The organism is Colwellia sp., from assembly GCF_013214175.1.
GTDB lineage: Bacteria > Pseudomonadota > Gammaproteobacteria > Enterobacterales > Alteromonadaceae > Colwellia.
Genome location: NZ_JABSPA010000002.1, coordinates 120,561 through 143,557 on the forward strand (window position 1 = coordinate 120,561; position 22,997 = coordinate 143,557).

The window sequence follows — 22,997 nt, forward strand, 5'->3', positions numbered from 1 at the left end:
TTGCCGTACTAAAGCACTTTAGCAATAGATTTCGCTAAGTAATCAACATTACTATTGGCAATGCCAGCGATACTCATACGGCTAGAACCGACCATATAAATGCTGTATTCATCTTGTAGTTGTTGCACTTGCTCAGGGGTAATACCTAAGAAAGAGAACATACCATTTTGACGTTGAATAAAGCTAAAGTCGCGAGTTACGCCATTTTCTACAAGCTTATCGACGATTAATTTACGGTTGCCATTAATGCGATCACGCATTTCTTTTAATTCGCCATACCATTCGTTACGCAATTCATTAGAACTAAGGATAGTTTCTACAATGGCTGCGCCATGTGCTGGAGGCATAGAGTAAATAACACGTACCACATAAAGTAATACCGAGTTAGCGATATCAACCGCTGTGCTTGATTCGCCAATGATGGTACAAGCACCAATACGTTCACGATATAAACCGAAGTTTTTAGAACATGAACTACAGACGATCATTTCTTTAACTGTTTCCGCCATTAAACGTAAACCGTAAGCATCTTCGTCTAAACCAGAACCGAAACCTTGGTATGCCATATCAATTAATGGCGTAAAACCAATACTTTTTGCTACTTCAGCAACTTGTTGCCATTGCTCTTTATTTAAATCCATACCACTTGGGTTATGACAACAAGCGTGTAATAACACCACATCATCACTGCTGACTTGTTTAAGCGCATTTAACATGCCGTCAAAGTCTAAGCTTTTGTTTTCATGATCATAATAAGGGTAAGTTTTAACGTTTAAACCAGCCGCTTTAAATAAACCGGTATGATTTGCCCATGTTGGGTCACTTACCCAAATGGTAGCGCCTGCTTTACACGATTTGATAAATTCAGCAGCAACACGTAAAGCACCAGTACCACCAGGGGTAGATACGGTACGAGCACGATTTTGGTTTAATACTTTATGCTCAGCGGTAAAAATAAGCTTAGCCATTTCATCATTGAATAACTCTGAGCCAGTAGGACCAATATAAACTTTGGTGTCTTCTGTCGTTAGGCGATGTTGTTCAGCTTTTTTTACACAATTAAGTATCGCAGTGTGACCTGCTTCATTTTTGTAGACACCAACACCTAAATCGATTTTATTTGGGTTGTTATCTTTTCTATATTTAGCCAATAATCCAAGAATTGGATCGGCAGGCAAAGCCTTTAAACTACCAAACATGACAGAAGTTTACCTTATGTTAGATGAGAGCTTGGTAATAAGGCATCATTGCGCTTATTAGCTTAAAAGCTCTAATTTTTTTAGTTAACTAAGCATAACCTAAGATTAAGGCGTAATTAAAGTGATTTTTACACCATAATGTGGCAAATATAAGATTAATTTGTACGGTGATGGGTCTTTATTTTATAAGTGCCAATAGAATTGTTAAATAAAGCCATGAGTATTTATCCTTGAATAATAGTTACTAAAAACTATTAGTGAGTGCTGCAACAAGGCCAATAACACCGCCAAATATTCCGCCCCAAACCACTAACCAGCCTAAATGTTTTTTGATCATTTTTTGAATGATCTCTTTGACTAACTGAGGAGTTAATTCATTAAGGCGCTTTTCGATAATATCGCTAACTTTATCCCGCATGCCGGAAATGATATCCGGTTGCTCCAATTCTTCTCGCAGCAGGGTATTGAATTGCTCACTTTGGGTAATGTCTTGCATAGCGATTTTCATCTTGGCAATGAAGGGTTCTTTCATTGGTTGAATGGCTTCACTACCGCCAACCATGGCAAGCATAGGGCCAAATGACGATTGTTCAATAACTTCAACTAAACTCTTGAACGCAGGACTAAGGTCGACTTTATCAATAACCGGCGATAAGTTAATGGTGCTGGCTTTACCTGAGCTATCAGAAAGAAAGCGGTCGATGTTTTCTTCAGTAAAAAATTCTTCCATCATCAATTGACGAATAGCTACTTTGAATTCTTCAAAACGTGCAGGAATAACGCCAGAGCCATAAAGCAGTGGTACTTTTTCAAAGAGCATATGCACGGCAAGCCAGTTAGTGACGGCACCAGATAAAGCGAAAAGACCTAAAGTAAAAAGCAAATGTTGCTCGCTAACATAGCCGCCTAACGTACAAGTTAACGCAATAAGGTTGGTGATAAGGCTTTTGTTCACGAAACACTCCACAATGATTTGGTTAAATTATAAAAGTGGCTATGATAGCATTTAATTTACTTATACCAATTCCATTAAATTTATTCAGCTCTAGTTATGCTAAATTCAATGACTTTATCGCTGTTAATAGGTTTGGTATCTCCATAAAAATAGATAAAGGCTCTGCCATGAAAGTTTCCTTAAAAACTGTACTGACCTTAGCAACGTTATTTTTTATTAGTGCTTGTGGCGCTGATAATTCTGCAGATTCAATGTGGCGCAAGTTGTCCCTTGATAACACTGTGTTGTTAACTTTACCCCATGGCAAAGTCGTTATTGAACTGGCGCCGCAATTCTCGCCAAAAAATGCCGGACAATTTAGTGATTTAACTCAGCAAGGTTTTTATGATGGCACTAAGTTTTATCGTGTTATTGACGGTTTTGTTGCCCAAGCAGGCCCCAAAGATGGTAGTAAAAAAGATAAATCAGTACCATTATTAGCCATGGAATCGGAATGGCACACAGATAAGACATGGCGCTACACCCCCGTACAGCAGCAAGATTTATTTGCCGAGCAAACTGGATTTAAAGACGGCTTTGCCTTGGCTTATCAAGCGGATGAAAATGCTAATTCTGGTAAAGCTTGGTTAACGCATTGCCCTGGTACCATCGCCATGGCTAGAAACAATGAGGCAAATTCAGCCTCAAGCCATTTCTATTTTGTTATTGGTCAAGCGCCGCGTTATTTAGACCGTATAATGACCATCTTTGGTCGCGTGGTTTACGGTATGCAGCATATTCAAGCGATACAGCGCACTGAAGTTGTGGAAGGGGATTATGCGGTCGATCATCGTAACTTTACTAAAATCATTAGTATGCAGTTGATGAGTGATGTGACAAAAGCTGAGCAAATTCACCTTGAAGTAGAGAATACAGAATCAACGGCCTTTGCTGAACGCTTAGTGAAACGTCGCAAACGGGACAATGCCTTTTTCTATAAAAAACCACCGCCGGTACTTGATGTATGCCAAATTCCTATTAGAAGTCGGTTAGTTAAGTAAGGTTTAGTTAGGTTATCAATTAGCTAGGTTTTTAGTTTGTAGCTATTAAGTTGTAACGATTCGGTGGTTTTGTTTGTTTGCAGGTGTTCTGATTTTAGTGACATGTTAATATAGGTTATTAATAGTACATATTATACCAAGCGGACCACTTAATTAGTCTGATTGGTATGACCTATAATTAACTACTAACTAGAGTCGATATTTTGCCTATTTTTTCATTAAACCTATGCAAACTATGTTTCCTTGAAATAATAGCAAAGCGCAATGCCCTAGCTGTTACTACTTTAATGAGTATCTCAGCACTAAGTAGCCATGCTTGGGCCGATATTCAGCCGCGTAGTGCTAGTCTTAATTATTCACAAAAATCGCTCTCCAATGCTGGTAACCCTGCGGCAGCTGCCTTGATAGTTGCCCGTAAAGATCCCCATGTTATGACGGGGGGCTCTATTGAATTGGGCGGAGGTATTGAATACGGTAATCTCGATGAACTATTCTCCAAAATAGATGAATTGTCATTGCTATTTAATCCTCCTAGCGAAGGGGATGATGGTAGTGAAGTTGAGTTGCCACCGACACCGGAAAATCCGATTAGAGATTACACTTGGGAAGATCTCTTTACCGAGTATCCAGAGTTAGAAGACCGCCTCGATATCGTCAAAACTAAAGTGGCTACCACCGCCGGTTTATTAGCGTTAATTGCTACCGAGGGGTATGGAAAAGCTGAGGTTACCAGTGATGCAAGCTTTGTCCTAAGTGAAGATTTATTTGGTGGCACCTTGTTATTTGGTGCTGCATTTAAAGGCAACTCAAAAGCAGTAGGTATTTTTGAGGATATTGATTTTGACTCAGAGCAAGCCAAAGAGCAATTACAGACTATTCCTGGTTATACCGAAGATGAGCCAGTGCAAGAGCTAGATCTCTCCGGTGGAATCACCTTATTCTACAATCCTGCGAATAATAAAGTCAAAATGACCGTCGATAATGACAGTCTATTATTGATTAAAGCGGCAAAGGTATCTCAGTTTTCATTGGCCTACAGTCGGCATGCATTGGAAAGTGATTTAGGTGATTTATACTGGGGCATTAAACCGACTTTTTATCGTGTTGGTTTAACCAGTGTCGGTACCCGGATTGGTGATATTACCGATACCGAAGCTTTATTTGATGATATCAAAAATGCTGATTTCATTTATGAAAATGGTTTCGATGTTGATTTAGGGCTAGTCTGGGCAGCCGAACATTATCAATTAGGTGCTTCATTAACTAGCGTATTTGAGCATACTTATGAGTTTCCTGAGCTGGATAGAAACCGTTTTAGTTCCGCGAGCATCCTCAATCAGTTAAATGACCATGAGGTATTTACTATGGCACGGCAGTTAAAAATCGAAGCAGGGATTTTTACTGATCAACGCCATTGGAGTTTAAACGTTGAGCTAGATGCTAATGCGGTTGTTGATCCAATGCATGATGAATATCAGTGGTTTACCTTAACCGCAGGCTATGCAGCCGATAGTTGGTGGTTACCTAGCGCACGTTTGGGTATGAGCAGAAATTTAGCGGGCACTGGCTTAGGTTATATTAATGCGGGCATCACGGTAATGAAATTTATTAATCTGGATGTTGCCACCACGCTAGATACGGTTACCTTAGACGGTAATGAAATGCGTCGCGGCTTAAATCTGCGCTTAGGTGTACAGTTTGATTACTAGCTAGCCAATAAAGAGTACTTTATACGGCTGGTTTATAGCTAATGCTAATAATATCAAAAATACGTTCACCTTCAGGGGTTTTTACTACCACTTCATCATCAACGGCTTTGCCTAATAATGCTCGTGCCATAGGAGAATCAATACTGATCTCTCCTCGTTTAACGTCCCATTCATCCGGACCAACAAGGCGATAAAGCACTTCAATATCATCTTCATTAACGAGTGTCACCCAAGCACCAAAAAATATTCGACCTTCCTGCTGAGGATCTGGGTAAACAATATTTAACTCTTCAGTACGCTTCATTAAAAAGCGTACTCGGCGATCAATCTCACGTAAACGTCGTTTTCCATAAATATACTCAGCATTTTCACTGCGATCGCCCTGCGCAGCCGCTTCACTGACGGAGTGAGTGATTTTAGGCCGCTCGTCTTTCCAAAGAAACTTTAGCTCTTTATCTAAACGGTCCCAGCCTGCGCGAGTAATGTAGTTTGATTTCTTCATAGATTACTTGTTAATAATTACTGTACTAAGTATCAACATAATATCAAAAATGTATAGCATATTGGTATAACTAAAAAACAACGACCATACTGTTAATTAGATTTTCTATTGCCTTGGAAGTGCCAATGAAAGCATTGATTGTTGAACCATCAAGAGTTTACCGATTATTACTTCATGAATTTTTATTTGGCTTCTCTATAAGTCATGAGGAAGTATCTACTGGCGAAGCCGCATTAATAGAGCTAAGCAATAATAAAGTTGATTTAGTTATTGTGGCAATGAATTTAGTCGATATGACCGCACTTACCTTAGCAAAACAGATAAAAGCTATCTCTGGTATGGAGGATAGTCAAATTGTGGTTATTACCGGTGAACAAGAGCAAAGTAAGCTAGCGAAAATGAAAACTATTGATGTTAATTATGTTTGCCAACGTAATGAGTTACCTAAATTTAAAGGTATTTTAACGGAATTAACTAAAGATCATTTAGCAGTAGCGCAAATAACAGGTCGAATCTTATATATTGAGGACCATTTGACCTTAGCAAATATGACTAAAGATATTTTGCAGCAAATGGGGTTGGTAGTCGAGCACCATAAAACGGCTGAAGACGGTTTGCTTCATTTTGAAAGAGCCGATTATGATTTGGTGCTATTAGACATTATCTTACCCGGTGATAAAGATGGCATTGCCATGGTTGAGGAAATTAGAGCAAGAACGGATGATAAGCAATTAACGCCTATTTTAGCTATGTCAGCTATGACTAAATCCAGTCAAAAAATTCATGCTTTGCAAGTCGGGGCTAACGATTTTATTAGTAAACCGGTGATTCAAGCAGAGCTCATTGCTAGGGTAAAAAATCTCGTTGTCGCTCGACAACTCTTTATAAAAATGGTCAGTCAGCAACAAGCATTAGAGCAACTAGCGATGACGGATCAGCTAACGGGTTTGCATAATCGCCATTATTTAAATGCCGCAATACAGCCAGCACTTAGTTTAGCCAAGCGACACAGTTATACTTTATCTTTAGTCATGATCGACCTTGATAAGTTTAAGTACATCAATGATACCTTTGGTCATGAAATCGGAGATGAAGTTTTAGTAAATATTGCTAATGTTCTGCAAAATAATTGTCGGCTAGAAGATCTCGCTATTCGTCTTGGTGGTGACGAATTTTTATTGGTATTACCTCATTGTGAACAAAAACAAGCACAGAAAATAGCCAATAGAATATGCGTAGAAGTGAGTAATATAAATTGCAGTGCCGCAAAAGTTGAAGTCGCGGCTAGTTTTGGTGTTAGTTCTACCGAGCAGGGCGGTTTTATTTTTAAGGCTCTACTAAATTTAGCCGATCAAACCGCTTACCAAGCAAAAGCGCAAGGGGGTAATACTGTCCATTGTTTTGAGTAAAGCATTGGCAGGAGCCGCAGTAATTTTCGTAAGAATATTTTTCTGTTATCATGCCCGTCTACTCTTAATCTTGTTGGAATCTCAATTCAATGTTAACTATTGCCGAGCAAATCGCTCAAGAACTCAATGTTAACGCGGTACAAATTAATGCCGCTATTACCTTGCTTGATGATGGTGCTACCGTGCCATTTATTGCCCGTTACCGTAAAGAAGTTACTCAAGGTTTAGATGATAATCACCTTCGTCACTTAGCACAGCGGTTAAGCTATTTACGTGAGTTAAATGACCGCAGGCAAGTTATTTTAACGAGTATTAAACAACAAGGTAAGCTCAGCCCTGAGCTGGAAAAATCAATTCTGCAAGCCGATAATAAAACCCGTTTGGAAGATTTATATTTACCTTATAAGCCCAAGCGTCGCACTAAAGGTAAGATTGCTAGCGAGGCAGGTATAGCGCCTTTAGCGAACAAACTCTTTAATAACTGGCAACTTTCCCCAGAAAAAGAAGCTAAAGCTTTTATCAATGAAGCCGCTGGATTTACTGATGTAAAAACGGTACTTGATGGTGCAAGTTATATTTTAGCCGAAAGGTTTAGTGAAGATGCTAATTTATTAGCAAAGTTACGTCGCCACTTATTAAAACAAGCGCACTTAACCAGTAAGCTAGTTAAAGGCCAAGAGAAAGCCGCTGCCAAGTTTAGAGATTATTTTTCACACAGTGAAAAATTAAGAACGGTACCTTCTCATCGTATGTTAGCCATGTTGCGTGGTAGAAATGAAGGTTTTCTACAACTCAGCATCGATGTTGATCCCGGTCAAGATGCCAGAGCATGCAGTAGTGCTGAGCAAATGATTAGTGAGCACTTAACTTTACGCTTAACTAATCAGGCCGCTGCTGAGTTTTTAACCAAGGTTGTACAATTAACTTGGAAAGCTAAATTAAGTATCAGTTTAACTAATGAATTGGTTACTAGCTTACGTGAGCAAGCTGAAACCCAAGCGATAGATGTTTTCTCTAATAACCTTGCCGATTTATTGATGGCAGCTCCTGCTGGTCCACAAGTCACCTTGGGCTTAGATCCTGGTTTAAGAACGGGCTGTAAAATTGCTATTGTCGATGGCACTGGCAAGTTATTACATACAGCTACCATCTTCCCACATGCGCCGCAAAATCATTGGGATAAGTCAGTAAGAACCTTAGTTAATATTTGTCGTCAACATAAAGTCGAGTTAGTGGCTATTGGTAATGGCACCGGCTCTCGTGAAAGTGACAAATTAGTTGCCGAGGTTATGCAAGTTTTTAAAGCCGATGAAAGCAAAGTGCAATTAACTAAAATGATTGTCAGTGAAGCTGGCGCATCTGTTTATTCTGCTTCTGAATTTGCCGCCAATGAATTTCCTGACCTTGATGTGTCAATACGGGGTGCTGTTTCTATTGCTCGACGATTACAAGATCCCTTAGCGGAGTTAGTAAAAATTGACCCTAAAGCAATAGGTGTCGGTCAATATCAGCATGACGTTAGCCAGAGCCAGTTGAGTAAAACCCTTGATGATGTCGTTGAAGATTGTGTAAATGCCGTTGGTGTTGACTTAAACAGTGCCTCTGCAGCGTTATTAACCCGTGTTTCAGGGTTAAACAAAACCATGGCTAATAACATTGTTGCTTTTCGAGATAGTGAAGGGCGCTTCACTAATAGAAAGCAATTGAAAAAAGTTGCCCGCTTAGGGCCAAAAGCTTTTGAGCAATCAGCTGGTTTTTTACGTATTACAGGTGGTGATAATCCATTAGACCAATCTGCTTTGCACCCTGAAAGTTATGCTCTAGTAGAGAAAATCATCAAGACATTACAACTTGATATCTCTCAGGTGCTAAATAACAGCGCACAATTACAAGCTTTAGACATAAGCCAGTTAACAAATGATGATTTTGGTGCCGTCACGGTAAAAGGAATTATTGATGAGCTAACAAAACCGAATAGAGATCCACGTCCTGAGTTTAAAACAGCTAGTTTTGCTGAAGGTGTAACTAGCATGGCAGATTTAACCTTAGGTATGATACTCGAAGGAGTGGTTTCTAATGTTGCTAACTTTGGTGCTTTTGTTGATATTGGTGTGCATCAAGATGGGCTAGTACATATTTCATCAATAACTAATAAATTTATCAGTGACCCGCGGGAAATTGTCAAGGCGGGGGATATTGTTAAGGTGAAAGTGTTGGAAATTGATGTTGCTCGCAAGCGTATCAGTTTAACGATGCGCTTAGATGAGCAAGTTAACGCAGCCACTAACAAGTCTTTTCAGCCAACAGATAATGGTAAACGTGATAACAATAAAGCGAAAAACCAGGTAAATAGTAGCAATAATCAAAGAAAACCCGCAGTAAATCAAAATAAATCAAAAGCTAAAAAAGTGGACAATGCTGCTATGGGTAACGCTTTCGCAGATGCTTTTGCTAAGCTGAAGAAATAAAGAGCCGCTTTATTCAATTAATTGTCAAAACAGTGTTGACTCTCGTAATGAGAATGATTACTATTTAGTTGGTTGCTTAGGCAGTGAATGCTCTCTCACTAAATAAGCAGCAGTAAAGTATGGAACTTAGTGGTTATGCTCCAGGACACATAACCACTAAGTGACCACTTTAGGATTCTACTGAGTTTTGCTCAGTTCAATTCGACTTTAAAATTTTTGATGGTTTAGCCAGTAATATTTTCTTGATGGAAATGTGTTACTGGCTTTTTTATGCCTGTTATATCAAAAAAGTAATATTTAATAAAATTTAACAAATAGTGTTGACAATATAAATGAGAATGATTACCATTACCTTGTTGCTTAGGCAGTGAATGCTCTCTCACTAAATAAGCAACAGCAAAGTACGGAACTTAGTGGTTATGCTTCAGGACACATAACCATTAAGTGACTACTTTAAGGTTCTACCTAGTTTTGCTCAGTGCAATTCGACTTTAAAATTTTTGATGGTTTAGCCAGTAATATTCTCCTAATCGACAAATATTACTGGTTTTTTTATGCCCTGTTAAAATGATAACTTCGTTAGGGCGTTGGTATTAGTACTTTGTGTTATAGCAGCTAAATTTTAAAGCGACCAACAACCTCAGACATGGCATTACTACTGACCTTCAACTTCTGGCTCGTTTCACTAAGTTGTTCGGTAGTCGCGAGAGACTCATCGGTCATTCCTGCTAAATCATTAATACGTAAATTAACCTCATCAGCAGCTTGGCTTTGTTGCTCGGTCGCCCTAGCTATTTGTGTGTTCATATCAGAAATAACTTCCATCAAACGGTCAATTTCAGAAAGGGAATCATCTGCTTTTGCTGTTTGCTCAACTGTTTTCAGGGAGATGTCTTGGCTTACTTTCACCGCTGCTACGGCTTCTTGCGCTCCAGCTTGTAATTTTTGAATCATTTGCTGAATTTCATTGGTACTTTGCTCGGTACGATTAGCTAAAGTTCGTACTTCATCGGCTACTACGGCAAAACCACGGCCTTGCTCACCGGCGCGTGCAGCTTCTATCGCGGCGTTTAGCGCTAATAAATTTGTTTGTTCGGCAATACCTCTAATCACATCCAGAACAGAGCCAATATTGTCACTTTCAGAAGCAAGGCTGGCAACCACTTGACTAACCTCATCGATATTGCTCGACAGAGATTGCATTTGTTTGATGGTATGAGAGATGATTTCTTTGCCGTCAGAGGTGTTATTTCTGGCATCATTGGCTGCTTGCTCAGCAGAGCTAGCATTATCACTCACTTCCTTAATTTGTGAGGTCATCTCTTCCATTGCCGTAGCAACTTGCACGGTTATGTCGTTTTGGTTTTGTATTAGCGATTGAGTGGTATCACTAGCGCCAGAAACAGCTTCGGCATGCTCTAAAACTTGTGAGGTATTATCGGCGACATCTTGTAATAACTGCCGCATTTTACCGGTGAACTCATTAAAGTAGTTAGATAGGCGAGAAATTTCATCTTGACCGCTATCATCTAAAAACTTGGTCAGATCACCATCACCTTGTGCTATATCTTTCATTAATTCAGCCGCTGAGCGGGTAGGAACTAAGATGCTATTACCTATAACGTAACTTAAGCCAATGATCACAATGGCAATAACTACGCTATCTATTATGATCATATTACGTTGCTCGGCAAAGGTCGCATCAATATCATCTAGGTAAGTGCCTGTACCAATAATCCATTGCCAAGGGGTAAAACCTTTGACAAAACCAATTTTGTCAACCGGATCATCAAAGCCAGGTTTGGCCCATTTGTAGTAAACAAAGCCTTCCCCTTTAGCCTTGACTATATTCACCATATCAATAAATAAAGCATTACCATCAGGGTCTTTCACACCACCGATATTCTTACCATTGAGCTGTGGCTTTATTGGGTGCATTATCATGTTCGGGGTAAAGTCGTTAATCCAAAAATAATTATTGGTATCGTAGCGTAAACTGGCAATAATACTCAGAGCCTGCTTTTGTGCTTGTGCCTCAGTGAGTTCACCTTTTTTCTGTAAGGCATAATAATGTTCGACAATACCGTAAGTGCTATCGATTAATTCGTTGGTAGTGAATTTTTTTTGTGCTATTAAGGAATGGTACTCTTCTGACAAGCTCATGGCATCTAGCGCAATGATGCCACTAATAATTAAGACCACCAGCATGGCTAACCTTTGTTGTATGCTGAATTTCCGTAAAAAGTCCATAAATTATTCTTCTATATCAGCTAACTGTATTTATCAGTTTAGTTCAATTTTTATCATAAGCACAAAATGTAAAATATAAATAACAGCGTTGAAAAAATGACAGTTAATTACTGTACTTTCAGGAGATTTAGTTGTTATTTACTGTTCGTTAGTGGGATGTTTATTTTAAAACTTTTGCCAAGAGCTTGTTCTGTGATCAGCTCTATGGTGCCCTTTAATTTTTGGGTGACCAAGTTGTAGACAATATGTGCTCCTAGACCTGAGCCGCCTTGGCCTCGTCTGGTGGTATAAAAGGGTTCAAATAATTGCGCTTTAGTGTTTTCATCAAGCTTGCAGCCATTATCGCCATAGATAAGTTCAAGACTCTGTTTTGAGGCCTTAACATCAATGGTGATTTCACCCTTGATGTCATTTTTCTCAGTAAAGGCGTGCACTAAGCTATTGATGATCAGGTTATTAGTGATCTGTGCAAGGGCTCCGGGGTATGAGTTAATAACTATGTCCTTCGCGCAGGAAAGTTTAATAGTCACCTGAGCTTGCTTTGCTTTTGGCCTTAATGTTCTAAGTACATCTTCTAAATAATCATGCACATTAAGGGTGCGAGCATCATCAACAACGCTATCAACAGCAATAAGCTTAAAGCCCTCAATTAACTCAACAGCCCGGCTAATATTTCGTAATGAAAGGTCAAAACCTTGTTCAAGTTCATCGGTAAACTTTGACAGTTGCTGAGAGCTTAATGTTTTATCGTCCATCGCCTTAATAATAGTGTGACATTTTTCTTTCATAAAACTGATTGAGGTGAGTACTGTGCCTATAGGAGTATTAACTTCATGGGCGACACCCGCGACTAGCCCACCTAAGGAAGCCATTTTCTCATTTTCTAGTAACTGACCTTGGGTAAGTTTTAATTGTTCGAGTGTTTTATTTAACTCACTATTACTTTGGCTCAATGCTTGGGTTCTTTCTGTTACTCTGAGCTCTAAACCTTCATTGAGTGAATTAACTACCTGTTCAGCCTTTAACCTTTGTGTGACCTCTGTTTCTAATTTGGATATGGTGTCGAGCTGTTGCTTGGCATGACTTTCCAGTAATTCACGTTTTTGCTGGTGAAAGTTAACTTGCTCAAAGAGCTCTTTCGGGGACAGTTGTAATTGCGCAAAAAAGTGGGAAAAATAACTGGCTAATTGCTGTTCCTCATCGGCATCTATTAAATTAATATTATTAAAAGCTTTATAGGATGAGGCCATACCAATGGCGCCAGCTAAAGCATTAAGCGCGGCATTTTTTAACGAAGACAATTCGACAATATTAATATTTTCTTGGTCATGTATTTCAGCTTTTACTAGTGATTGTTGTAGTTTTGACTCGGCTAACTCTTCAGGTAGATATTGCAGAAAAACTTCTGTGATAAGCCGCTTCTTATTGAGCAGGTTAATATCGGCGGTTGTGCCTGCAGCAAAATTGTCTTTAAGGTATATATTTTTAATATCAACAAATTGGTGTGATATTTTTTGTTCCTCTTCAGACATTTTAGTAAATAAAGAAACGCCGATGTAGCAAAGGATATTAGCAAGTAAGCTCCATATAAGGCCATTGGTAAATGGGCTGATTGCTTGAATGGCAAAAAGTTGCTCTGGGTTAAGCCAATAAAAAAAGCCACTATCTTGAGATAATATTGACCAATCTAGCCAGCCAGAGCGAATTAAAGATGGCAATAAAGTGCAATAAAACCATACACAAGCACCAATAGTAAGTCCGCTGAATGCACCGGACAAATTACCTTTGCGCCAAATTAGTCCGCCTATTAATGCTGGCGCAAATTGTGCTGTGGCAACAAAGCTTATGCTACCAATATTGACAATAAGTTGAGAGTCACCAATAGCGCGATAATAGAATAGGCTTAAGAAAAGAATGGCAAAGACCATTAACCAACGTAAAGGTAAGATTTGACGCTTTAACGCTGACAGCGCAGGAGTCTGCATGATAACCGGCATCAAAATATGGTTGGTCAGCATGGTGGATAGCGTCATGGCACTGATCATTATCATGCCTGTTGCTGCAGCAAAGCCACCTAAAAAGGTAATAAGGGCGATAAAAGGTGCATGGTTTGCTAGCGGTTGAGTTAGTAATAATATACGTGACGACTCAAGTGCTCCGGGCGTTATTAAACCGGCTAATGCCACTGGGAAAGTGAACAAATTGATCAGTAATAAATACAGTGGGAAAAGCCATTTCGCCCGGTCTAAAAATTTAGCATCGCTACATTCAACAATGCCAACATGAAATTGTCTGGGCAGGGTGATAATGCCTAAAGCACCAATGAGCATAAAACTGAGCCATTGCTGGGTAGATAGCGTCAGTACTTTGGGATTTAATTGTGCCTCATGGGCAAACTCTGCAAATATACTAAACACCCCGGGTTTGATCATATAACAAATCCATAGGCAACCAATGAGCATGGCTAAAAGTTTTAGAATACTCTCACCTGCCAACGCGACCATCATACCGGGATGTTTTTCGGTTGGATCTATATGACGGACACCAAAAACAATGGTGAAAAATGCCATCATCAAAACAATAATTACATCCAAATAATCAAGAAATGCTAGGGTCTGCTGGGAGTTATCGGTCAGTATTTGAAAGCTATCAATGACCGACTTTAATTGAATGGTCAAATAGGGAGTGATGCCAATTACGCACAATAAGCTAACTAATGCCGCTAACCCTTGCGACCTTTTATAACGGACCGAAATAAAATCGGCAATACTGGTGGAGTGAAACTCATTTTTTAATAGCACCATTTTCTTTAACAGTGGCGTCATAAAAATGAAGGTTAAGGTGGTACCTAGGTATAAGGCGATTGGAAATAGCCCTTGTTTAGTCGAGACGGCAATATTGCCAAAAAATGTCCAGGAAGTACAAAAAACAGCCAGGCTTAATGCGTAGGTATTGGCAGAGTTACGTATTCGTTTAGCTGCTTTACTGTCTGACTGACCCCATTGAGCCAAGAAAAATAGCGAGATAATATAAATGGCTAATAAGATGAGTACCTGGCTAAATGAAATCAATTATTGTGATTCCTTTAACGCTGAATCAGTTTTCTTGGCGGTGTTATTATCGACCTGTGTGGGACTCAAAGCCGATAACAAAATGACCAATGACCAGCTAATAAAAATGAATAGCCAGTTTGCAAACAAAGATACTTCATCGGCAAGAACTAGGGGGATGATAAAAACCAGAAAAGCGAGTATCGCTAGGAAGGCTTGTCTGCCGATATTCTTGGTCATTTTATCAGCCTATAGTGCGGGAATAATACTTCAGTATAGGTATAAAAAGTTTCTTTTATCAATATATGTCATCGAATAGGCAAGCTTATGTTTTCCCATAAAAAAAGGGAAGCAAATGCTTCCCTATAAAATAACCTCAACGAGGTTAACTAACGCAAGGTGTTGTACAAACTATAAGACGAATTTGGTTGATAATTGCACATAGTCAGAATCAGCATTCGATTCAGCCATTTCAAAGTTACCCACTTCTAAACCAAAAGATAACTGCTTAGTTACGTTTTTAAAGATGTTGACTCCCCAATGAGAGCGGTCTGTATCACGAAGATCAGTTGTGGTATTACCATAGAATACTGAACTACGCATATCGTCTGTCCAGAAATGACGATAAGCAACCATGACCGAGGTGGTATCTTCTGCTTCCCAACTACCTGTACTATTTTGAGCTACGTCTGTAGAAGCGGTAACACCGACGTAACGACCGACATTACCACCGTGTACTTGAAAGCGAAAATCATCTTTACCAAAGGTATTAATACGACCGGCAACACCGAAACCTACTGCAGACTCAGAGCCATCAAGGGTTTGTAATTGTCGAGCTAAACCAGAAACAGAAACATTACCCCAGTCACCTTTAAAGGTATATTTACCAATAAAGTCTGGAATGGAATCATTGCCATGAACACCTTTGTATGTTTCAGGGTTTTCAATAGAAAGTTGTAAACCGCCATTGGTATATCGAACCTGACCTTGACGAATAAAGGCAGAGGCCACTAATGGACCACCAAAATCGGCTGCTTCAGCAAGAGAGCTGGTGTTTTGGAAAGTAGTCCATGTTTGGCCAACTAAGATATTTTTGTACTTAACAAAGGCATGACGTAAACGTGGCTTGGAAGAGTTGGAGATAATTTCATTACCACCACCTGACACGGCATCACCGTAAAAATCCATTTCAATAAAACCTGTGACATCACCATGGACATATTTAGTGTTAAAACGGGTTTCATTGACGGCAATACCAAAGTTAGATTGGCTTTCAGCAAGTACAGTACCACCACCGTACCAGTAGTCATTTGCAGCAATATTACCACTGGTATAGCGCGCATCAACTTTAACGTAACCACCAAAAGTGATGCTATCACCATCGTCTAATTTGATGGTGTAACCGGCATTAGCTGCACTGGTAACCGCTAATAAGCTGGTTGCTAGTACTAATTTCTTAACTTTAAATAATGAATTCTTAAACATGATATTCCCCATTTTTGTTTACTTATTATAGTGTGACTTATTTTAGTGTGACTTATTGTCAGGTATTTGTTTCAAGCTACTAATCTTTTACGAGGTCTTATACGCCTCTTATGATTTTACTTTATTGTGGCTTTTTGTTATCTAATAGTAAGTTAGTGTGTAAAGTGAACAAAAGGAATTAGACCTAAGTCTACATTGCCAGAAAAAGTACTTATACTTTAGTCGATTTTTATCAAATAACTTCCACTATTTGAAATTCCCTCTAGCTTGATCGTCAATTATCAACCACTGCCAGTGCTTGCCTTAAATATAGCTTGCTGACAAAATCATGTTAATTATTGACAGTTAAAGACTTAATTCATCGACTAAAAATAGCTGTTCAGCTGGTAATTATTAAAGTTGAACGGAAGACTGGGGTTAGGTTAAATAAAGTGTTAAGCAGAAAAAAGCCCAGGATAAAGCAGTGTTATATTGCTTAATATCCTAGGCTTATTTTACTGTTTTTTTATTGTTATTTAGACCTTAACGATCATGGTTAATTATTTACTTGATCGCTAATTAAAAAGCAACTTGCACAGCAAGACGGTAGCTTCTGCCATCACCTACGGTAACATTAGAAGTGCCGCCACCGGCAAGGTAGTCAGTATCAAATAAGTTTTGCACATTAAAACGTAAGTTAATGTCAGTATTGCTTACATTGATTTTATAAGTAGCACCAACATCAATTCGAGTATAAGCATCTTTTACTACCGTATTATCTCCATCAGCAAAGCGCTCACCTTCATAAAAAGCACCAGCATTAATTGCTAGGTCTTCGGTAAGTTCATAACGTGACCAAAGTGATGCTGACCATTCAGGGGCATCAACAGGAGTCATGCCAGTGTAGTCTTCATCTTTATCATAGGAAGCATCTAGATACATCATTGATGTCATAACAAAAAGCTTATCGGTTACCGCACCTTGTGCAGCCATTTCAAAACCTTTATGACGTTGCTCGCCCACTTGTGTGGTAACTGTGTTTATATCTTTATTTGCGCCTTGATAGTCTTCGGTAACTAGTACATTGGACTTAGTGATGTCGAATATTGCTGTAGTTAGTAACAAACGATCATCTAATAGTTGCCATTTTGCCCCTACTTCATATTGCTTTGAGGTCTCGGCATCGATTTCCATACCGTCATTCAAATCTTCTTCATCATTGATGGTTTCACTACCTTGTGGCTCAAAACCTTCGCTATAGCTAGCATAGAAAGTGGTACTTTCACTTGGATGATAAAGTACACCAGCTTTAGGTAGTAATGATTCGTTATCAGCACCGGTTTTGCTTTGTTTATCATAACGACCACCGATCATCACTTGCCATTGTTGGTTAATGGTTATTAAGTCTTGGATATAAATACCGTAATAATCATATTCACTGGTATAAAGGCTATCATCTGTGGTGTAGCTAATATCTGGGCGAGGAGGCTCAGCTTGACCTGCTGAGTATTCAAATGAATCGGATTTGTTCTTCGTTCTTAACTGACCATAGTAGTAATCAAGGTAATTAGCGCCGATAAGTAAGTTATGATCTACGCCAGCAAGTTCAAAGTTACCGGTAAAATCAATAAAAGTAGTGGTAAATTGCCAGTCATCAAAGCGATCATAAGGATTTGAGGTATAGCTATCACCTTCGACGAAGTCGCTAGGATTTTTCGGGGCAGATTCAAAGCGTTGACGCTCAAATGTTTGCTCGTTATAGCCAACTTTGACCTGCCAAGCATCACTAATAATATAACTGGCATCAACACCGTAGTTTTCAACGGTAATATCAGTAAAGGCCCATGACATATCGCGAATAGTTTTATCTTCGCCAATAACATTGCCTTCATCATCTAACCAAGCGCCAGTATCTAAGCCGGCTTTATCGTTGGTTTTGTCATAGTGGAAACCTACTAGTAAGTCGTCATTGATATCATAATCAACAACAAGAGCACCAAGGAAACGTTCACGCTCTCTTTGCTCGCCGTTTTGATATTCACGTTGATAAGTAACATCTTGTTTAACTAAATTAGCGCGGTAACGTAATGATTCATCTTCAGTTATGGCACCACCAGCATCTAACGTAAGGCGAGATGAACCTTCTTGATCAACATCGATACCTAGGTTAAAAATACTGTTAGCGGTAGGTTTTTTGGTAACCATATTGATTAAACCACCAGGGCCAGATTGACCGTATAAAATACTTGATGGTCCCTTGATTACTTCAATGCTTTCTAAAGTTTCAATGGGCTGCTGGTAATGTGACCAATGTTGATGACCGTCACGTAAATAACCATTTGAAGAGCTTAACTCAAAACCACGTAAACTAAATACTTCACGGTTACGTTGCTTTGAACCTGCGGTTAAGCTGGCGTCATTAACTAGCACTTCACCTAAGGTGGTGGCGAGCTGTTCGTTTATGACTGTATTTGGAATAACGGTAACTGATTGCGCTGTTTCTAATAAGGAAAAGTTACCGCGCATGGCACCATTAGCATTATCAACTTTATAGCCATTAAAATAACTACCTTTAACTTGAATTACTTCAATATCTTTAAGTGCTTTCTGCTCTGTTGAATTAGCTGCAACCTTTGCTGTTGGAGCGTCAGTGGTATTAGTAGTATTTACAGCTGTATTGGCATCTGTATTTGCAAAAACGGCTGTCGAAGAAAGTACGGCGCTTACCGCTAAAAAGAGGGGAGAAAACTTCATAAATAACTCAAACCTTAATGAATATATAAGTAAAACAAAAGTGCAATAAAATAATTGTGCGAATTCTAATGATAACTATTATCATTAGCAATCTTTGTTTTGTTTTTATTTGAGTTTATTGCCAGATATTTGATTTAGCGTATATTTATTGTTTGTTTTTTGTTTAATAGACAATAAAAAAGGCCAGCTAAGCTGACCTTTCTCATTTTTTTTGTAACAAAAGTGTAGGTTTTTTATTTCTTATCAGCTGATTTTTTCGCTGTTAAGTTAGCTGCATGAGGTAAGTCATGAACAGGCATTGGCTTATTATCATGTTTTAAGTAGTTATCCATCCAACGCATTAAACGTAAGCTGTAATCGTACTTGGCAGCGGCACGTTTATTACCATGGCCTTCGCCTGGGTAATAGACTAAACGCACTGTTTTACCACGTACTTTCATGTAACGGTACATTTCCATAGATTGTGCCGGATGTACACGAGGATCAGCTTTGCCGTGCATAATTAGTAATGGCGTTTCAGATTGCTCTACCCAATAAATAGGGCTGCGCTCTAAGTACCATTGCCATTTGTCCCAAGGATATGAACGAGCATGAACTAAGTTCATTTCGTTTGAAATATCGGTAGTGCCAAACTTTGATAACTGGTTAGAAATACCAACAAACATTACGCTAGCTGCAAAGTGTTTAGTTAATTTAGTTGCACCCCAAGCTGAGGCATAACCACCGTATGAACCACCAGTAATACCAACTTTTTTCTCATTCACTAAACCAATGTTTACTAAATGATTTTTAAGGTCTACCAAGTCATCAAACTCTTTACCTGCGTAATCGTTTTGACCTAGTTTAGAGTAGTCTACGCCTTTACCTGTGCTACCACGGTAGTTAGGGTGAAATACTGCATAACCTTGTGCTGCTGCTAATTGACCAGGACGAGAGTAAGCTGTTATCCAACCATCTTTGTCATGGCTTTCTGGACCGCCGTGTACTGACATGATTAGTGGGTAACGTTGACCTTTTTTGTAATCAAGTGGGTAAACTAATACACCACCAATTTCTACGCCGTCACGGGCTTTAATAGTAAGACTTTCTTGTTTAGCTAAAGCAACATCATTTAACCAAGTATTTGAATCAGTTAAGCGAGTTTGTTTTTTGCCACGCAGCATAAATACTTCGTTAGGGTGTTGGGCAGTGTTTGCTTTCACCACAACGGTTTTGTCGGAGTCAGAAATACTCAAGTTACCCGCGATGAACTTGCCACCGGCAACAACTGTTTTGTATTTGTTAGAGCCAGGCTTAATTTTGGCAACTACAGACTGAGTACCAATGTTGGCGATGAAATATAATTCATTACGCTTATTAGACCATTCAAAATCACTTACGTGACCGTTAAAGTCTGGTAACCAGTTAGCAACTTTACCCGTGTTAACATTGGCAATAAATAAACGACCTGTTGCAGGATCATGCTTGTCTTGCGCACCATGTAGGGCAACATATTTACCATCGTATGAAAATTCAGCCGCACCTAATTTTCCTTCGGTAGCGAAAGAGGTTTTAACTGACTTGTTAGCGATATCAACAATGTGCCATTGTGACTTCATGTATTTGTCATCAATTAAAGCAGTAGGTTGGGTTTTAACTAATAAATCTTTACCTGTTGGCGAGAAATGCACATCAGAAACATAACCTTTGATGTCCCATGCTGTCGGTATAATCGCTTTATCAGACTGAGCCAGATTGGTTACATATAAAAGCTGATTAGTAAGTTGTTCTTCAAAAACTTCCGCTTTAAAACCTAAACCTTGTAGTTTCTTAACTGATTTGTCTTTGGCTTTTTTCGCTAAGATAGCAATTTGTTTATTATCACTGCTAAGAGCGTAGCTATTAATGCTAGTGTCTTTTAATACTACGGCTTTTTGTGCTTGACCACCGTTGGCAGGAATTTGATAAAGGTTAGTGAATTTATCATCATTCATTTTGGCTAGGAAATAGATTAATGAACCATCAGCAGACCACTGAATATTTCTAACATTTATTTTACCGGTAATAAAAGGACGTTCGACGCCTTTATCATTCACTAGGTATAATTCACCCCAATTTTTACCGTCTTTTTCAACATAGATCTCACGAGGAACTGAGCGAGTGTAAGCAATATACTCACCGCTTGGGCTGACTTGTGCTTGGCTAACTGATTGCAAAGTTACCAGGTTTTCAGCGGTAATAACTTTACTTGTTTGTTCAGCAACGGCTACTGAACAAGTAAGCAAGCCAAAGCTGATCGCTAAGGCTTGTTTTAACGAGTTTATTTTTAGTTTCATTTCTAGTCCTAGAGGTCTATTCGAAAAATTTTAACCCTCCGAGTTTATGTTTTTTTGAGCGTGAAACCAATGGGAAGTGCATTAAATTCGATGAAAAGAGAGAAAATCGAGATTAAATAGAGTTAAATTGAGAATGTTTTGTTGGCTAGTTGTAACAGCGAGCGCTGGTTAGGTAAAAATAGTAGTCATATCGAGCTATCGTCATGCCGACAAAGCTAGTGTGCTTGGTGTGTTCGAGGATGCGTTCGGTGATGGGGAGTTTAATTCGTCATCCGAGGATTGCTACCAGCGGATAAATATCACCGAACTCTAAAGGTTAAGAGTTCGGTGATAATATCGTCGCGTTTATTTATTTAGATGCGGCTTATTTAAATCTTGCTTCTAGGTAATCAAACACTGCACGAATACCAAACGCTTCACCACCTAATGGGCGACCAGGTAAGTGACGAACATTAAAAGCCATAACATCAAAGTGTACCCAATCAGTCTTTTCAACAAACCGCTGTAAATATAATGCGGCAGTAATAGCACCGCCAAAAGGCTGCGTTGGGCAGTTAGTCATATCGGCTATAGTGCTTTTGAATAAATCATCATAAGGTTTATGTAACGGCATACGCCATACTGGATCACTATTTTTCAGACCTGCAGTGGTGATATCGGCAGCTACTTGATCATTAGTTGAGAAGAAGCCCGCTAATTCAGTGCCTAAAGCAACACGCATAGCACCTGTTAAGGTCGCAAAATCGATGATCAATTCAGGCTCATCGTTTTCTGCTTCTGCTAAGGCATCACATAAAACTAAACGACCTTCAGCATCAGTATTATGAATTTCAACGGTAAGACCTTTACGCGTAGTAACTACATCTCCTGGACGAAGTGCATTGCTTGAGACTGCATTTTCGACCGCTGGAATTAATACACGTAAATTAATAGGTAAGTTATGCGCCATGATCAACTGAGCTAAACCTAAAACGTGGGCAGCACCGCCCATGTCTTTTTTCATGTTACGCATACCAGCAGCGGGTTTCATATCTAAACCACCACTGTCAAAACAAACACCTTTACCCACTAAAGTTACTTGTGGGTTTTTGCTATCACCCCAAGTTAAATCGACTAAACGTGGCGTATGAACACTGGCGCGACCAACGGCATGAATGGTTGGGTAGTTATGCTCAAGTAAATCATCACCAATAATTTGCTTAACTTCACCGTTATATTGCTTGGCTAACTCTTCTGCGGCTTGACCAATATCAACTGGCATCATATCGGCAGCAGGTGTATTGACTAAATCACGTGTTAAGGCAGTGGCTTGAGCAAACTTAATAGCGCTTTCAACAATCTCAGCATTACCTGCTGTATTGCTAATGGCTAAGCTAGCAAATATTTTATCTGACTTGTTAGTAATGTATCTATCATATTGATAAGCACCTACTAACCAACCAAAACTGATAGCGGCAACGTGCTCTGACTCTGCTTGTAATAAAAACTGGCCCTGAGGCAGCTGTTTAATTAGGTCGCCACAAGCAAAGTAATCACTGGCATCAGCCACACAAAAAATGGCCTGACTCAATGCACCTTGACCATCTGACATAAGTGCTAGGCCGTCACCTTGGTAATTAGTATTAGTTAGCCAAGTTTGGTTATGTTTGTCTTGTTTACTAAACCAAGCTTGGTAAGCACTTTTTTCAATAACAAAAAGGTTAATACCTTGGTTTTCAGCGTTTAGTAAGTTATTCATGAGCTTCCTTTAGATCTAATGGCTATCTTGAGAATACCAAGTACATTAATTAATTGACCACTTAGCGATAATTAAAAGGCTTAGAGGCAAGGCATTGATTGAAGAGAATGGTTATTCCCTTGTCGATATTAATAACGACGCATG

The 22,997-nt window shown here is 39.2% G+C and carries 14 protein-coding genes; 4 read left to right on the plus strand and 10 right to left on the minus strand.

Annotated elements, in window-relative coordinates; genetic code table 11:
* Nucleotides 1–8: 8 nt before the first annotated feature.
* Nucleotides 9–1,199: an amino acid aminotransferase gene (locus HRT55_RS03675; protein ID WP_291618998.1), complete on the minus strand. Its 1,191-nt coding sequence runs from the start codon at nt 1,197–1,199 to the stop codon at nt 9–11.
* A gap of 244 nt (nt 1,200–1,443) precedes the next feature.
* Complete coding sequence (locus tag HRT55_RS03680; RefSeq protein ID WP_291619000.1) at nt 1,444–2,154, minus strand: DUF445 domain-containing protein; 711 nt, start codon at nt 2,152–2,154, stop codon at nt 1,444–1,446.
* A 41-nt stretch (nt 2,155–2,195) separates the two neighbouring features.
* Between HRT55_RS03680 and HRT55_RS03685 the strand changes: the two genes are divergently transcribed.
* Nucleotides 2,196–3,194: a peptidylprolyl isomerase gene (locus HRT55_RS03685; RefSeq protein WP_291619001.1), complete on the plus strand. Its 999-nt coding sequence runs from the start codon at nt 2,196–2,198 to the stop codon at nt 3,192–3,194.
* A gap of 287 nt (nt 3,195–3,481) precedes the next feature.
* A complete protein-coding gene (gene traF / locus HRT55_RS03690) occupies nt 3,482–4,903 on the plus strand; it encodes a conjugal transfer protein TraF (protein ID WP_291619003.1) in 1,422 nt (473 codons plus the stop codon).
* A gap of 19 nt (nt 4,904–4,922) precedes the next feature.
* On the opposite strand, the gene greB is transcribed toward traF, so the two are convergent.
* Nucleotides 4,923–5,405: a transcription elongation factor GreB gene (greB, locus tag HRT55_RS03695; RefSeq protein ID WP_291619005.1), complete on the minus strand. Its 483-nt coding sequence runs from the start codon at nt 5,403–5,405 to the stop codon at nt 4,923–4,925.
* 125 nt (nt 5,406–5,530) lie between these two features.
* Between greB and HRT55_RS03700 the strand changes: the two genes are divergently transcribed.
* Both HRT55_RS03700 and HRT55_RS03705 read left to right on the plus strand, forming a co-directional pair.
* Nucleotides 5,531–6,814 (plus strand): diguanylate cyclase, encoded by a 1,284-nt coding sequence (locus tag HRT55_RS03700; protein ID WP_291619007.1) that lies wholly within the window; start codon nt 5,531–5,533, stop codon nt 6,812–6,814.
* Nucleotides 6,815–6,903: 89 nt separating this feature from the next.
* Complete coding sequence (locus HRT55_RS03705; RefSeq protein WP_291619009.1) at nt 6,904–9,282, plus strand: Tex family protein; 2,379 nt, start codon at nt 6,904–6,906, stop codon at nt 9,280–9,282.
* A 615-nt stretch (nt 9,283–9,897) separates the two neighbouring features.
* Here the strand turns inward: HRT55_RS03705 and HRT55_RS03710 are convergent.
* From HRT55_RS03710 to HRT55_RS03740, 7 genes are all read right to left on the minus strand, one after another.
* Nucleotides 9,898–11,532 (minus strand): methyl-accepting chemotaxis protein, encoded by a 1,635-nt coding sequence (locus HRT55_RS03710; RefSeq protein WP_291619011.1) that lies wholly within the window; start codon nt 11,530–11,532, stop codon nt 9,898–9,900.
* A 134-nt stretch (nt 11,533–11,666) separates the two neighbouring features.
* The gene (locus HRT55_RS03715) at nt 11,667–14,603 is read right to left on the minus strand and encodes an ATP-binding protein (RefSeq protein ID WP_291619013.1); all 2,937 of its coding nucleotides are present in this window, start codon (nt 14,601–14,603) and stop codon (nt 11,667–11,669) included.
* On the minus strand, nt 14,604–14,822 hold the full coding sequence (locus tag HRT55_RS03720) for a hypothetical protein (protein WP_291619015.1): 219 nt from the start codon (nt 14,820–14,822) through the stop codon (nt 14,604–14,606). It lies immediately after the preceding gene.
* Between the two features lie 171 nt (nt 14,823–14,993).
* Nucleotides 14,994–16,067, minus strand: a complete 1,074-nt coding sequence (locus HRT55_RS03725) for a DcaP family trimeric outer membrane transporter (RefSeq protein WP_291619017.1) — start codon at nt 16,065–16,067, stop codon at nt 14,994–14,996.
* 558 nt (nt 16,068–16,625) lie between these two features.
* Nucleotides 16,626–18,800, minus strand: coding sequence for a TonB-dependent siderophore receptor (locus tag HRT55_RS03730; protein ID WP_291619019.1), 2,175 nt, complete (start codon nt 18,798–18,800; stop codon nt 16,626–16,628).
* Between the two features lie 233 nt (nt 18,801–19,033).
* Nucleotides 19,034–21,115, minus strand: a complete 2,082-nt coding sequence (locus tag HRT55_RS03735; RefSeq protein ID WP_291619021.1) for a S9 family peptidase — start codon at nt 21,113–21,115, stop codon at nt 19,034–19,036.
* Nucleotides 21,116–21,479: 364 nt separating this feature from the next.
* Nucleotides 21,480–22,853, minus strand: a complete 1,374-nt coding sequence (locus tag HRT55_RS03740) for a M17 family metallopeptidase (protein WP_291619023.1) — start codon at nt 22,851–22,853, stop codon at nt 21,480–21,482.
* Between the last annotated feature and the right edge of the window lie 144 nt (nt 22,854–22,997).